Raw genomic sequence first — 12,453 nt, 5'->3', positions numbered from 1 at the left:
TGCCCCCCGTTGCTATGCGCGCTTGGCGAGACGCACCACGATGGCCTTGGACACCGGCGTGTGGGAGCCCTTGGCGGTGGAGTCCAGTGCCACCAGCGGGTTGGCCTCGGGGAAGTAGGCGGCCGCGCAGCCGCGGGCGATCGGGTAGGCCACCGCGCGGAAGTCGTTGACGCGACGGGAAACCCCGTCCTTCCATTCGCTGACGACGTCGATGTGTTCGCCGTCGGCGACTCCCGCGGCCTCGAGATCGTCGGGGTGGACGAACACGACGCGGCGGGACTGCTTGACCCCGCGGTAACGGTCGTTGAGGCCGTAGATGGTGGTGTTGTACTGGTCGTGGCTGCGCAGGGTCTGCAGCAGCAGCCGCCCCCGCGGGACCTCGATGGTGGACAGCGGGCTGGTGGTGAAGTGGGCCCTGCCGTCGGTGGTCTTGAAGCTGCGGGAGTCGCGCGGCGGGTGCGGCAGGGTGAAGCCGACGCCGCGCACCCGGCGCTCGTAGTCGTCGAAGCCGGGCACCACGCGGGCGATGCGCTCGCGCACCGCGCGGTAGTCGGCGGCGAAGTCCCGCCAGGGCAGGTCGTCGCCGAGCAGCTCGCGGCCGAGCCGGGACACGATCGCGACCTCGCTGAGCAGGTACGGCGAGGCCGGGGCGAGGCGGCCGCGCGAGGAGTGCACGCAGCTCATCGAGTCCTCCACCGTGACGAACTGGTCGCCGGCGACCTGGGTGTCGCGTTCGGTGCGGCCCAGGGTGGGCAGGATGAGGGCGGTGCGGCCGGGCACCACGTGCGAGTGGTTCAGGGTGGTGGAGATCTGGACGGTGAGGTCGCAGCCGCGCAGGGCGTCCTCGATCACGGCGGTGTCGGGCCCGGCGGAGGCGAAGTTGCCGCCCAGCCCGACGAAGACCTTGGCGCGGCCGTCGCGCATGGCGCGGATCGCGTCGACGGTGTGGAAGCCGGTGTCGCGGGGCACCGTGATCCCGAATTCCTCCTCGAGCCTGGAAGTCCAGGGTGGAGGGATCTCCCAGATGCCCATGGTGCGGTCGCCCTGGACGTTGCTGTGGCCGCGCACCGGGCACAGGCCCGCACCGGGCTTGCCGATCATGCCGCGCAGGAGCTGAACGTTGACGATCTCCTGGATGGTGGCGACGGCGTCGCGGTGCTGGGTGAGGCCCATGGCCCAGCACACGATGGTGGCGTCGCTGGCGGCGAGCATCCGCGCGCCGGTCTCGATCTCGGCGCGGGTGAGCCCGCAGGCGGCCTCGACCGCGTCCCAGTCGAGTGTGGATGATTGGTAGGAGTCGAAGCCCGCGGTGTGGGCGTCGATGAACTCCTTGTCGACCGCGCCCCATTCGCGCAGCAGGGCGCCGAAGGCGGCGAACAGCGCCTGGTCGCCGCCGAGGCGGACCTTGAGGAACTCGTCGGCCAGCGGGGTGCCGCCGCCGACCAGGCCGCGCGGGGTCTGCGGGTTGGCGAAGTTGAGCAGCCCGGCCTCGGGCAGCGGGTTGATCGCCAGGATCTTGGCGCCGTTGCGTTTCGCCTTCTCCAGCGCCGACAGCATCCGGGGGTGGTTGGTGCCGGGGTTTTGGCCGACGACCACCAGCAGCGACGCGGCGTGGATGTCGTCCAGTGTGACCGAGCCCTTGCCGATGCCGATGGTCTGTGACAGCGCGACGCCGGACGACTCGTGGCACATGTTGGAGCAGTCGGGGAGGTTGTTGGTGCCGTATGCCCTGGCCAGCAACTGATACGCGAACGCGGCCTCGTTGGACGTGCGTCCGCTGGTGTAGAACACCGCCTGATGTGGACTGTCCAATCCGCGCAGCTGGTCGGCGATGAGCCGGAACGCGTCGGACCACGAGATCGCCTCGTAGCAGTCGTTTCCGGGCCGCCGCACCATCGGGTGGGCGATGCGTCCGACGCGCCCCAGCCGGTGGTGGTCCCAGGCGGCGAGTTCCGAGATCGGGTGGGCGGCGAAGAACTCGATGTCGGCGCGGTTGCGGGTGGCCTCCTCGGCGACGGCCTTGGCGCCGTTCTCGCAGAACTCGATGTGCCCGCGGTCGGCGGGCTCGGGCCACGCGCAGCCGGGGCAGTCGAAGCCGTCGACCTGGTTGATGCGCAGCAGCGCGCGCGAGCCGCGCTGGACGCCGGGTTTGCCGAGGGCGTAGCGCAGGCCGGACAGGACGCCGGGTACGCCGGCGGCCGCCTTCTTGGGTTTGCCGAACGCGGGATCGTCGTGAGCCATGGTTCCTCCCGGTTCCAATCTAGTACCTGAGGGCTCGCACACGCGTGAGGTACACGGGCTGGCGATCATGCCCGGGCGGTCAGTAATGTCAGCGGACATGGAAGACAACGCTCCGGATCTGACCGCGAAAGTCGCCACGGCGTGGCATGACTTCACCGCCGCCCTGGCCGCGGTGCTTCCCGGCCTGCCGGTGGGGGCGGACCTGTCGTTGATCCTCGATCCGACCAGCGCCGGCACCGGCAATGCCGTGTACGACGTGGCGCTGAGCGTGCCCGCCGAGAGCCAGATCCGCGCCGACGCCACCAGCAACGCCACCCTGCCGCCGGGCACGGCGCAGTTGGGGCGCGCGGCCGTGGGCCAGCTGGTGGCGCTGGGTTGGCAGCCGCCGGGTGTGTTGGACGGCACCGCGGATCGCTTCGGGCTGGATTCGCCCGCGGACGAGGCCGATCGCCTGGCGACCATCGTGTCGCGGACGATGCGCGACGTGTACGGGGCGCCGCACCCGGCGTTTCTCACCTACGACTACCGCCCGGTGGGCGACGGCGACGGTGCGAGCCTGGTGTTGGCCCCGGCCCGCCCGCTGATGCGCGGCGAGGAGCCCGAGGACGACGACGAGCCCGCTCCGACGCCGTCGGCGGCGGGCCCCCTGGCGGACATGGTGACCACGGTCGTGGCGGCGATGCAGCGCACCACCCCGGCGCACCTGGCCATCGACGAGAGCGGCGAGATCAGCGTGCGCGCGGGCTCGGCGATGGTGTTCATCAAGCCCGGCGATCGTCCCGCCATTGTGGACGTGTATTCGCCGCTGCTCACCGAGGTGGCGCCGACCGAGCGCCTCTACCGCGAGCTGTCCGAGCTGACCCGGCGGCTGCCGATCGGGCGGCTTTACTACGCCGACGGCACCATCTGGGCCTCGGTTCCGGTGTACGGCAGGGACTTCCAGCCCCGGCACCTCATGCTGGCGGTGGAGTCGATGACCCGCCTGGCCGACGACCTGGACGACCGGCTCCAGACCAAGTTCGGCGGTCGGCGCTTCTTCGACAAGCAGTCCATCACCGCCGACGACGACACCCCGCCCACCGGGATGTACCTCTAAGGACTTCTCCAGGAACCTGGTCATGCGGCGGTGCTTCTCGGCGTCGTCGAACAGCACCGCCTGGGCGGCCAGCTCGACGCGCGGGTGCGCGCCCTCGGGGGCGTCGACGGCGAGCTTGGTGAGCCGCAGGGCCAGCGGCGAGGCCTTGGCCATGTCGTCGACGACGGAATGGGCCGCCGCCAACAGGTCCCGCGGCTCCGTGACGCGGCTGACCAGCCGGGCGGCCAGCGCCTCGGCGGCGGGCAGGCGGCGCCCGGTGAACAGCAGCTCCTTGGCGAGGCTCTCGCCGACCAGCTCGGGCAGCCGGTGGGTGGCTCCGGCCCCGGCCAGGATGCCCAGCCGCACCTCCGGCTGGCCGAAGAACGCCCGGTCCGAGCACACCCGGATGTCGCAGGCGTAGGCCAGCTCGGCGCCGCCGCCCAGCGCGGGCCCGTCCACCGCCGCCACCGAGGGCAGCGGCAGCGCCCTGATCCGGGCGAACAGGCCGGAGTTGATGGCGCGCAAGGCATCGGAGGAGTCGCGGTCGCGAAGCTGGGCGATGTCGGCGCCCGCGGCGAAGGTGCCCTGGTCGCCGCCGGTGAGCACCAGCAGCCGGGGCCGGGACTCCAGTGCGGAGCACACGCGGTGCAGGTCGTCCACCATGGCCTGGTCGATGGCGTTGCGCTTGTCGGGGCGGTTCAGCGTGACGACCAGGCGGTCGTCGCGCTCGTCCACCAGCAGGGTGTCGAGATTCACGGGTTCACCTTCTCGCCGTCGATCCAGCGATAGAAGCCCTCGCCGGTCTTCCTGCCGAGCTTGCCCTCGGCGACCATGTCGAGCAACAGCTGCGGGGGCGAGAAGCGGTCGCCGTACGCCCTTTGCAGGGTGCGGGAGATGTCGAGCCGGACGTCGAGTCCCACCACATCGGACAGTTCGAGCGGCCCCATCGGGTAGCGGTAGCCCAGCACCATCGCGCGGTCGATGTCGACGGCCGAGGCCACGCCGGTTTCGAGCATCCGGATCGCCTCCAGCCCCAGCGCGTTGCCCAGCCGCGAGGTCGCGAAGCCGGGGGAGTCGCGCACCACGATGGGTTGCTTGCCGAGGCGGTCGGCCAGGCCGAGGGCGGCCCGTCGGGCGTCGTCGTCGGTGGCCTCGCCGACCACGATCTCCAGCAGCGCCATGGCGTACACGGGGTTGAAGAAGTGCAGGCCGCAGAAGCGTTCGGGGCGGCGCAGTCCCGCGGCAAGCGAGTCGATGGAGATGCTGGAGGTGTTGGAGCCCAACAGCTTCGGCTCGAGCTCCTCCGCGTCGGCCAGCACCCGCCGCTTCAGGTCGACGTTCTCGGGAACCGCCTCGACGACCACGTCGGGCCCAGGCGCCACCTCGGTGAGATTCGTCATAACGCCCAGCCGCTCCAGCAGCGCCGCGGCATCGGCCTCAGTGGACCGTCCGCGCGCTACCGCCTTGTCGGCCCAGCCCCGGATCTGTTGCCGCGCGGCGGCGCCGCGCCCCGCGTCCACGTCGACGACCACCACGTCGCATCCGCTTCCCGCCGCGACATAGGCGATCCCGGCACCCATGGTCCCGGCGCCGACGACGACCAACCGCTGTGACATCCCGATGCCCTTCTCGTGTCCGACAACGCCGCTACGGTACCGGTGAGCGTCGCCACAAACCCAGCCCGCGCCGCCCGCGGCGCCATTAGCGTGTCCCGGGTGGACCCCCTCGCCATCGTCCTGGTTGGCGCCGCCGCCGTCTGCCACGCCCTGTGGAACCTCGCCGCCAAGAAGGCCGCCGACGCCGGTGCCGTCTTCGTGTGGATCAACTCCCTCGGCTCGGGGGTCATCTACCTGCCCGTGGTCGCCGTGGCGGCGGTGGCCTACCCGCCCCGCCTCAGCTGGGCCCTGGCGGGCGCGATCCTCGTCACCGGCGTCCTCCACGTGGCGTATTCCCTTGTGCTGCAACGCGGATACCAGCGCGGCGACCTGTCGGTGGTGTACCCGCTGGCCCGCGGCACCGGGCCGCTGTTGTCGGTGGGTCTGGCCATCGCGCTGTTCCACGAGAAGACCGGCGTCGTCGGCCTGGCGGGCGCGGCCGGCGTGGTGGGGGGCATCTTCGTCATCGGGTTCCAGCCGGGCCGCCGCGACGCCGCCCTGGCCGCCGGGATCGGCTACGGCGTCCTCACCGGCGTCTTCATCGCCGCCTACACCGTGTTCGACGCCTGGGCGGTGGGTCCGCTGGCGATCTCGCCGATCCTCTACGACTGGGGCAACAACCTGGTGCGCGCGGCCCTGCTCACCCCGCACGCCTGGAAGCACCGCACCGAGATCCATCCGATATGGACAAAATACCGCGGCCCGATCCTCACCGTGGCCTCGATCGCCCCGGCCGCCTACATCCTGGTGCTGTTCGCCTACCGCTTCGCCCCGGTCAGCCTGGTGGCCCCCGCCCGCGAGCTCAGCATCGTGGTGGGCAGCGTCTTCGCGTGGCTGCTGCTGCGCGAACCCCAGGCGGGACGCCGGGTCGCCGGGGCGTGCCTCGTGCTCGCCGGAGTGGTCGCCTTGGCCACCGCACACTGAGCCGACCCCCCGATTTGGGGTTCGCGAACCCATCACGTATGCTTTCCAAGCCTCCGACGGCTCGCGGACGGTGGCATGCGAGGTCATCGATATATGGCACGTGGCCGAAAGCGACCGTATGACATGATGGCCCAGCGCCCCCATCGTCTAGTGGCCTAGGACGCCGCCCTTTCAAGGCGGTAGCACGGGTTCGAATCCCGTTGGGGGCACGCACAACAGACCGGGTTCACCTCGGACCAGGTCCCGTGGAGCAGCATGGAGTGCTCGCCGCCCTGTCAAGGCGGAGGTCGCGGGTTCAAATCCCGTCGGGACCGCAAGTGTTACACCAGCTCACAGCCGGTTTCCCAGAGATCTGGGGAGCCGGTTTTTGGTTGGGCCTGTTTGGCGGCGTGTCTCATCGCGGGATGGCGGTGAGCCCCTTCTTGTTGATGACGAAGTAGAAGTCGGCGTCGATGGCTTCTAGGTTCCCGGCCGTCCGCCACCGCCCCCTGCCTGTACGCAGGTCGAAGGCGTAGGTGTACGTCTGGTCGGAGGAGAATACGAGGTCGTCGCATGCGGACTCCACCCACCCGGGCCGGTTAAGCGTGTCGTCGCCGTGTTCTTTCCACAGCCGTTTTCCGGTGGCCACATCGACGGCGCTGGTATCCGAGCGTCGTTTCTCGCCCGCCGCGCTGTAGATCGCCACCTTACGGTGCAGAACCAGCGGCGTACCGGATTCCTTCGCGGTCCACATAGGTTTTCCTGTGGTGAGGTCGATGACTTCGGGACGGTGCTTGTCGTTTTGCGCCATGGCCAGGGTCTTTTCGACGGGGAAGACGCCGTCGTCGGCGCCCCCCTCACAGGTCGAAGAGCCCTCGCTGTCGAAGAAGGTGCGCTCGGCCGGCGTCGTCGTGACCTTCCCGTCCTTGGCGTCGATCACGTCGATGCTGGTGTCCGGGCAGGATCCTCGGACATACCAAAAGTCGCCATTGCTCAATGTTCCTACGTCATGGCCGGATGTCTTGCCGTTGAGCGGTTTCTTCCATGTCCACTTCGTATTCCCGGTGGCTGTGTCCAGCGAAACGGTGGAGTCCATGACCTCCGGGTCCTGGCCGGTGCCGGCGAAGACGAGCGGCGTCGTGCTGGCTTGTTGAAGTGTGTGTTTTTCGGTGCCGCCCTGAAGTTCCCCGTCCGATTTCGGCGCGGCCACCGACAAATCCATAAAGGATCCTGGCTTGCCCGGGAGGTCGGTGGACCAGCGTTTTTTCCCCGTGGCCAGGTCGATCCCGATCGCCTCGGCGCCGCTATGGCTGGCGGCAGCACTTTCATTGCCCTGAACCAACGTGTCGTTCGTGACGACCGGCCACGTCGTGTTGATGTCCTCGGGGCCGGTGGTGTACATCCTCCTTCCCGTCGAGGAGCTGTACACAGTGGTCTGCTTGCCGTCATCGCCGTGCTCCGTCACCACGACCGCGGTGTCGCCGACCCAGATCAGACGATCATCGTCCGCCGGAGGAAGATCCCATTTCCTTTCACCTGTCGCGGCGTCCAGGACCTGGAAGCCGTCACGCGAACTCGAGGCATTCCGAGTCTCCACGAACACGTATTTGTCGGTGGCAATGACATCGCTGGACGACGGGGCGCCCACATGCGAAGTCCATTGCGCCGTGGCGTTCGGCAATACCTTTTCGGACTTGCCGGACGAGCACGCCCCCACCGTCAATGCCACCACACAAGCCACCGAAACTGCTCGACCAAGGCGCCTTAGATCGCTCATGGCCCCCAGTATGCTCCGCCCGCAGAGATCGTCCGAGATCTCAGATATGGAGGCACGCAACCGTTTGGTGCCAGGTCAGGCGCCCTCGAGTCGTTCCAACCGCATCGTCCACTTTGCGCGGAATTAGGTCAGTGGTTGGCACACATTGATGATGATGATTGCGTCGATGTCGTGTAATGTGGCTATCCGTAAAGCCTTGACGGAGATGCGGGATCCATAGCTAGCTAACGGGAGCAGCACCGCGGCTATCGCGCCGACGCTTGACATGGAAAGGCCTTGAAACAGCGGGAAATTCGGGATGGCGTGTTGCCATCGATTGCTCTCTATCTCGGCATCTCTTGTAGATAGACAATATCGAGCGGAGTGGTACTCCGCGATCGGGAAGCACTTCACATGCCGCGATCCCCTGCGGCGCGAACCATAGGGAGAATGACATTGGCAACCCTGGGAGCAGACCTCTATCAACTCCACTTGGCGGGCAAGGAGGACCTACCTGCCGCGGCTGGGGTCTATAAGGACATCGATGGCGATGTCACATCGGTTTCGGTGCCGGATCAAGGCTATTGGACCGAGGCGCTCACACAGACCTCACGAATCATCGTGGACTGCGACAGCAACATGTGGGAGGCCGGCAACGTGCTACGGCTCCTCGCCTACGACCTCGCCGCCCACGACTCCGCCGCCGCCACGGAACTGAAGCACGACGCCGACTTGACGTCCCTGCCCAAACTCGGCCCCGACGGCTGGTCCGATAACACCCGATCGGATGACGACCTTGTCCGGCACGCGGAAGGGCGCTAAACCGAATGAATGACGCACTCGACGACCTGGAACCCCTCATCGACAAGATGTCCGGGCAGCAATACATCGACCGGATGAACGGCAAGATCGACGATCTCGTCAAGAAGCTGAAACACAACGACGGCGGGTTGTCCGACAACGGATCCGGGGGCGACCCCGTGACCTTCGACGGGTACGGCTACGGGTCCACCAACTATCTGAAGGAGGAGTTGCAGGAGCTCATCGCCACCGATCCCGGCTCCTTCAAGCAAGGTATCGACGCGCTGTCCACCGCCGCCCTGCGGCTGGGTTGCGACAACCTGTGGGACAAGACCGTGGAGGCCAAGGGCTTTGACACCATCCCGGGCCACCACGTGGCCGACTACATCCAGTCGGCGCTGAAGAAGGTCGGCGGGGACGGTACCCCCGATGACCCCGGGTGGACCGGAGAGTCGGCGAACGCGTTCAAGACAAACTTCGCCCCGTTCTACATCGGCAAGGGCCAGGCCGTCCAGGAGCAGCGTTTCATGCTCAACTCCCTGCAATTGACCCTGGAGGCCCACCAAGCGGTCTACATACGCACTCGCGCCGACGCCGAGAGCCTTGTGGACACCGCGCTGAAGGCGGCCGGCGACTGGGACGGCGCCTGCGCCTCTCCCGACGGATCGGCGAAGTTGTTCCTGACGGTCATCGCCGCGGTCGCCACTGTTGCCTCCACTGCGGCCACAGCGGGCGCGGACGCGCCGATCGCGTTGCCGCTGTTGGCGGCCAGTGCCTCGCAGGCCGCCGGCATCGTGGGAGCAGTACCGGTGGAAAAACCCACACCGTTCAATCTGACCACCGACGACGCCTGGGACTGCTACTTCAGCATTCTCGACGCCATCAAGAAGATCGACGGCGACAAGACCACACGCAAGAACACGGTCAAGGAGGCCCTCGGCAAGCTCGCCGGCAAGATTACCGAGTCCGGGATTCGCAAGAAGATCGTCGGGCCGTTCGTGGCCGACGCCAAGGGCAACGTCCCCATCGACTATGACGGCCAAGGCAATTCGCACATCGACAAGCAATTCGAAGACGACTTCAAACCGCCGACGAACTAGGCGACTCATGTGGGCCGCCGTGCGCCGCTGCCCGTGCGCATGCCGGCCCACCGGGGAGGGTCAATGGAAACCTACGCACAACTCATGGAGCGCCTCGACCTGCGCGTGTCCTCACCGGACAAACGCATCAAGGCGCGTATCAAGGGGCGCAATGCCTTCGACATCAAGTTTCTCGGAAATGCCTACCGCGAGTACACCACCTCGGCGATGGAGGGCCAGTTCGAGGGGCTGTGCCAGCTCGTGTGGGTCGGCTACCGCAAGGCGGCACTCACCGCACGCTCACGCACCCCCGGTGCCTTTCGGTCCGATCAGGACGAAGAGCCGCTGTCGACGGCGGAGGAGGAGCTGTTCGCCAAGCGCAAACAGTTGGAATTCGAGGCCATGTCGTCGCGTGGCTCGATTACCCTGGCGTGCCGGGGCTGGCGGAGGTGGAAGGTCACCATCGCGCCGCGCACACTGGACACCCTCAGCGAGGAAAAGTTCCTGAGCGAAGCCCGTTCGGTCGTTCCGCGGATATTGAACGCCTACCACGACAGATATGATCGGCTGCTCGACGACTTCCACAAAAAGCGCGATCCCGAGTCCTATCGGGACCGCAAGCGCTACAGCCGTCCGATGCGGCGCCAGATGTGGACCGCGCCGGTCACCTAACCGTTGTCAGGCACGGTCTTCCACAGTGACCAAAGGACGTGGGACATCCTCGTGATCACTCGAGACCGTGCCTGACTCGCATCCTCGTGGGGACTCCGGCCTGCTCGGTGCCGGATAGTCCGAAGTGGATGTGCTGGCCGATCAGGCCCGGAAGCGCGGGGCGTGCTCGGCGGCCCACTGGGCGAAGCGGCGCGGCGGCTTGCCGGTCACCCTCTCCACGTCCGACTCCAGGGGGTAGGGGTCGGTGGGCAGGTCGCCGAAGACCCGCAGCAGGAACGCGATGGTCTCGTCGGGCAGGTGGGCGGCCTTCCAGCGCTCGGTGGCCTCGGCGGGGGTGAGGTCGACGAACTCCAGCTCGCGGCCGGTGGCCTCGCCGAGGATTCGCAGCCGCTCGTACTTGGTCAGCACCTCGGCGCCGTTGACCTTGTAGGTCTGTCCACCGTGGCCGTCGGTGGTGAGCGCGACCAGCGCCACCGAGGCGAGGTCGGCCTCGTGGGTGAGCGGGCTGTACCCGCCGCCGAAGGGCTGCTCGATGCGCCCGTCGCGGATGATCGGCTCGGCCCATTCCAGGGTGTTGGACATGAACTCGCCGGGCATCAGGCGGGTCCACGCCAGGGGGCTGGCCTCGACCGCGGCGTCCAGCGAGCCCCGCTCCCATCCGGTGAGCATGGTGACCCGCTTGACCCCGGACTTCACGGCGAGTTCGACGAGCTCGGCGCCGTTGTCGAGCAGGCCGTAGTCGTTGCCGCCGAAGTTGATCAGGTGGACGGCCTCGACGCCGTCGAAGGCCGGGGCCAGTCCGGCGATGTCGGTGAGGTCGCCGGTGACCACCTCGACCCCCTCGGGCAGCCGCGCCTTGGAGGCGTCGCGGGTCAGGGCGCGCACCTTGTGGCCCGCGTCCGCCAGTTGCCGAACCAGGTGGCGCCCAACGTTTCCCGTTGCTCCAGTGACCAGAATCGTCATCGTCCTCGCTCCTCATGTCTTGTAGGTGAGACCAACGATATGGGGGTATGCGGACAGATTCGGTCCTCAATAAGAACGACAAACGACGGGACCGGCATCACCGTCGATGCCGGTCCCGTCGCCAAAGAGAAAACCCGCGCAGGCCCGCGGCGGGGCCTACCAGTCAGCTAATGCGATCAGTGATCGCTGCACACGTCGTCGACGCTGGTGCTGTTGGAGTCCAGGACGTTGAGGACGTTGGTCCAGTCCCAGTTGCCGACGCACGCGTCGTTCAGCACCGAGATCATGGCGTCCTTGTCCATGTGGCCCGCGTTGCGGACGCAGGTGTCGTTGATCTTGCTGTTGTTGACGGAGATGCCATCCGCCACCCGTCCGTGCCAGTTGACGGCGCACAGACGGTCGCCCGCGGCGAGGATGTTCGGAGTTTCGCCCGCGTGGTGCTCGGCCACGTGCGAGGACGCGAAGGCCGGTGCGGCGAACCCGATGGCGGCGGCAGCTCCGACTACGACGGCGGCGGTACGAGCCAGTTTCATTCTTCCCCCATGTGTGCTATGTGGCAAATGTCGGTATTGACATTCACGGGGCTCAACGAGGCAGCGCGACCGGAGTTACTGTCGTGCCTAATTTCAGGTAGGACTCCAGCATGTCGGCCAGGTCCAGGGGTCGGGACAGCGCGACGTAGTGGCCGCCGTCCATCTCCTCGGGCGCGATGCCGAGGCGCTCGGCGACCAGGCCGCGCATCCACTCGGCGGGGAAGAGGCGGTCGTCGCGGCAGACGATGAACCGGGTGGGGACGTCGGGCCAGCGCTCGCCCGGCCACGGTTGCAGCATCGCGGCGTCGGCCTGCGTGACCGCCTGGGCCTTGGCCGCCGCGGCCAGCTCGGGCGGCACGTCGTGGAAGAAGATCTCGTCGTCGGTGTGGGTGTCGCCGGCGGTGGCCTTGTCGTAGCCCGTGTTGGTCCACCAGTCCGCCACCCGCTCGCCGGGCGCGGGGATCATCGCCGTCACCATGATCAGCAGCCGGGCCGCCACCCGCCGGCACACCAGCGGGGCGGTGAATCCGCCCAGCGAATGCGCCACGACCACCACGTCCTCGCGGTCGCCGATCGCGTCGACGACGGCGGCGACATAGTCGTCCAGGGTGGCGGTGGCCGAGCCGCAGGGCAGGTCGGGGGCGAGCACCTCGTGCCCGCGGGCCCGCAGCTCGGCGGCGACCAGATGCCAGTCCCAGCCGGTGCTGCCCGCGCCGTGGATCAGGGCGAAGCTCGCCATGGGGTGCCTCCCGCGTCGATGGGTTCCGACACCGTA

The 12,453-nt window shown here is 67.9% G+C and carries 11 protein-coding genes, 2 tRNA genes and 1 pseudogene; 7 read left to right on the top strand and 7 right to left on the bottom strand.

Annotated features, from left to right (window positions below; translation table 11 throughout):
* Nucleotides 1-12: 12 nt before the first annotated feature.
* Entirely contained in the window at nt 13-2,241 is a 2,229-nt protein-coding gene (locus tag VE172_RS08630; RefSeq protein ID WP_324799927.1) for an FdhF/YdeP family oxidoreductase, read from the bottom strand.
* 97 nt (nt 2,242-2,338) lie between these two features.
* On the opposite strand from VE172_RS08630, the gene VE172_RS08625 reads away from it, so the two are divergent.
* Complete coding sequence (locus tag VE172_RS08625) at nt 2,339-3,337, top strand: T3SS (YopN, CesT) and YbjN peptide-binding chaperone 1 (protein WP_324800014.1); 999 nt, start codon at nt 2,339-2,341, stop codon at nt 3,335-3,337.
* Between the two features lie 3 nt (nt 3,338-3,340).
* On the opposite strand, the pseudogene VE172_RS08620 reads toward VE172_RS08625, so the two are convergent.
* Nucleotides 3,341-4,099: pseudogene (locus VE172_RS08620) on the bottom strand (enoyl-CoA hydratase/isomerase family protein); the annotation flags it as partial.
* Nucleotides 4,069-4,932 carry a 3-hydroxyacyl-CoA dehydrogenase family protein gene (locus VE172_RS08615; protein WP_324799924.1) on the bottom strand — a complete coding sequence of 288 codons (864 nt, stop codon included), beginning with the start codon at nt 4,930-4,932 and terminating at the stop codon, nt 4,069-4,071. The pseudogene VE172_RS08620 and the gene VE172_RS08615, both read right to left, overlap by 31 nt.
* A 99-nt stretch (nt 4,933-5,031) precedes the next feature.
* On the opposite strand from VE172_RS08615, the gene VE172_RS08610 reads away from it, so the two are divergent.
* The 3 genes from VE172_RS08610 (at nt 5,032) to VE172_RS08600 (ending at nt 6,209) form a co-directional block, all read left to right on the top strand.
* The gene (locus VE172_RS08610; RefSeq protein ID WP_324799921.1) at nt 5,032-5,895 is read left to right on the top strand and encodes a DMT family transporter; all 864 of its coding nucleotides are present in this window, start codon (nt 5,032-5,034) and stop codon (nt 5,893-5,895) included.
* Between the two features lie 136 nt (nt 5,896-6,031).
* A tRNA-Glu gene (locus VE172_RS08605) sits at nt 6,032-6,104 on the top strand.
* A gap of 30 nt (nt 6,105-6,134) precedes the next feature.
* Nucleotides 6,135-6,209: transfer RNA gene (locus VE172_RS08600), tRNA-Asp, on the top strand.
* Nucleotides 6,210-6,289: 80 nt separating this feature from the next.
* Here VE172_RS08600 and VE172_RS08595 read toward each other — a convergent pair.
* A complete protein-coding gene (locus VE172_RS08595) occupies nt 6,290-7,651 on the bottom strand; it encodes an outer membrane protein assembly factor BamB family protein (protein WP_324799918.1) in 1,362 nt (453 codons plus the stop codon).
* 429 nt (nt 7,652-8,080) lie between these two features.
* Here VE172_RS08595 and VE172_RS08590 point away from each other — a divergent pair, with 429 nt between their 5' ends.
* From VE172_RS08590 to VE172_RS08580, 3 genes are all read left to right on the top strand, one after another.
* Complete coding sequence (locus VE172_RS08590; RefSeq protein WP_324799916.1) at nt 8,081-8,452, top strand: hypothetical protein; 372 nt, start codon at nt 8,081-8,083, stop codon at nt 8,450-8,452.
* A gap of 5 nt (nt 8,453-8,457) precedes the next feature.
* Nucleotides 8,458-9,531: a hypothetical protein gene (locus VE172_RS08585; protein ID WP_324799913.1), complete on the top strand. Its 1,074-nt coding sequence runs from the start codon at nt 8,458-8,460 to the stop codon at nt 9,529-9,531.
* 63 nt (nt 9,532-9,594) lie between these two features.
* Complete coding sequence (locus VE172_RS08580; protein ID WP_324799910.1) at nt 9,595-10,182, top strand: hypothetical protein; 588 nt, start codon at nt 9,595-9,597, stop codon at nt 10,180-10,182.
* Nucleotides 10,183-10,323: 141 nt separating this feature from the next.
* On the opposite strand, the gene VE172_RS08575 is transcribed toward VE172_RS08580, so the two are convergent.
* From VE172_RS08575 to VE172_RS08565, 3 genes are all read right to left on the bottom strand, one after another.
* A complete protein-coding gene (locus tag VE172_RS08575; protein WP_324799907.1) occupies nt 10,324-11,145 on the bottom strand; it encodes an NAD(P)H-binding protein in 822 nt (273 codons plus the stop codon).
* Between the two features lie 176 nt (nt 11,146-11,321).
* Nucleotides 11,322-11,678, bottom strand: a complete 357-nt coding sequence (locus VE172_RS08570; protein WP_324799904.1) for a hypothetical protein — start codon at nt 11,676-11,678, stop codon at nt 11,322-11,324.
* Between the two features lie 52 nt (nt 11,679-11,730).
* Complete coding sequence (locus tag VE172_RS08565; protein WP_324799901.1) at nt 11,731-12,417, bottom strand: alpha/beta fold hydrolase; 687 nt, start codon at nt 12,415-12,417, stop codon at nt 11,731-11,733.
* Nucleotides 12,418-12,453 lie beyond the last annotated feature (36 nt).

Source organism: Stackebrandtia sp. (assembly GCF_035643755.1).
In the GTDB taxonomy this organism is placed as follows: Bacteria; Actinomycetota; Actinomycetes; order Mycobacteriales; family Micromonosporaceae; genus Stackebrandtia.
This window is presented reverse-complemented; position numbering and strand designations above follow the sequence as displayed.

What these genes read in the sequence shown, in the direction of transcription:
- VE172_RS08630 (WP_324799927.1), bottom strand. Translation starts at nt 2,241, where the DNA reads ATGGCTCACGACGATCCCGCGTTCGGCAAACCCAAGAAGGCGGCCGCC.
- VE172_RS08625 (WP_324800014.1), top strand. Translation starts at nt 2,339, where the DNA reads ATGGAAGACAACGCTCCGGATCTGACCGCGAAAGTCGCCACGGCGTGG.
- VE172_RS08615 (WP_324799924.1), bottom strand. Translation starts at nt 4,932, where the DNA reads ATGTCACAGCGGTTGGTCGTCGTCGGCGCCGGGACCATGGGTGCCGGG.
- VE172_RS08595 (WP_324799918.1), bottom strand. Translation starts at nt 7,651, where the DNA reads ATGAGCGATCTAAGGCGCCTTGGTCGAGCAGTTTCGGTGGCTTGTGTG.
- VE172_RS08590 (WP_324799916.1), top strand. Translation starts at nt 8,081, where the DNA reads ATGACATTGGCAACCCTGGGAGCAGACCTCTATCAACTCCACTTGGCG.
- VE172_RS08585 (WP_324799913.1), top strand. Translation starts at nt 8,458, where the DNA reads ATGAATGACGCACTCGACGACCTGGAACCCCTCATCGACAAGATGTCC.
- VE172_RS08580 (WP_324799910.1), top strand. Translation starts at nt 9,595, where the DNA reads ATGGAAACCTACGCACAACTCATGGAGCGCCTCGACCTGCGCGTGTCC.
- VE172_RS08575 (WP_324799907.1), bottom strand. Translation starts at nt 11,145, where the DNA reads ATGACGATTCTGGTCACTGGAGCAACGGGAAACGTTGGGCGCCACCTG.
- VE172_RS08570 (WP_324799904.1), bottom strand. Translation starts at nt 11,678, where the DNA reads ATGAAACTGGCTCGTACCGCCGCCGTCGTAGTCGGAGCTGCCGCCGCC.
- VE172_RS08565 (WP_324799901.1), bottom strand. Translation starts at nt 12,417, where the DNA reads ATGGCGAGCTTCGCCCTGATCCACGGCGCGGGCAGCACCGGCTGGGAC.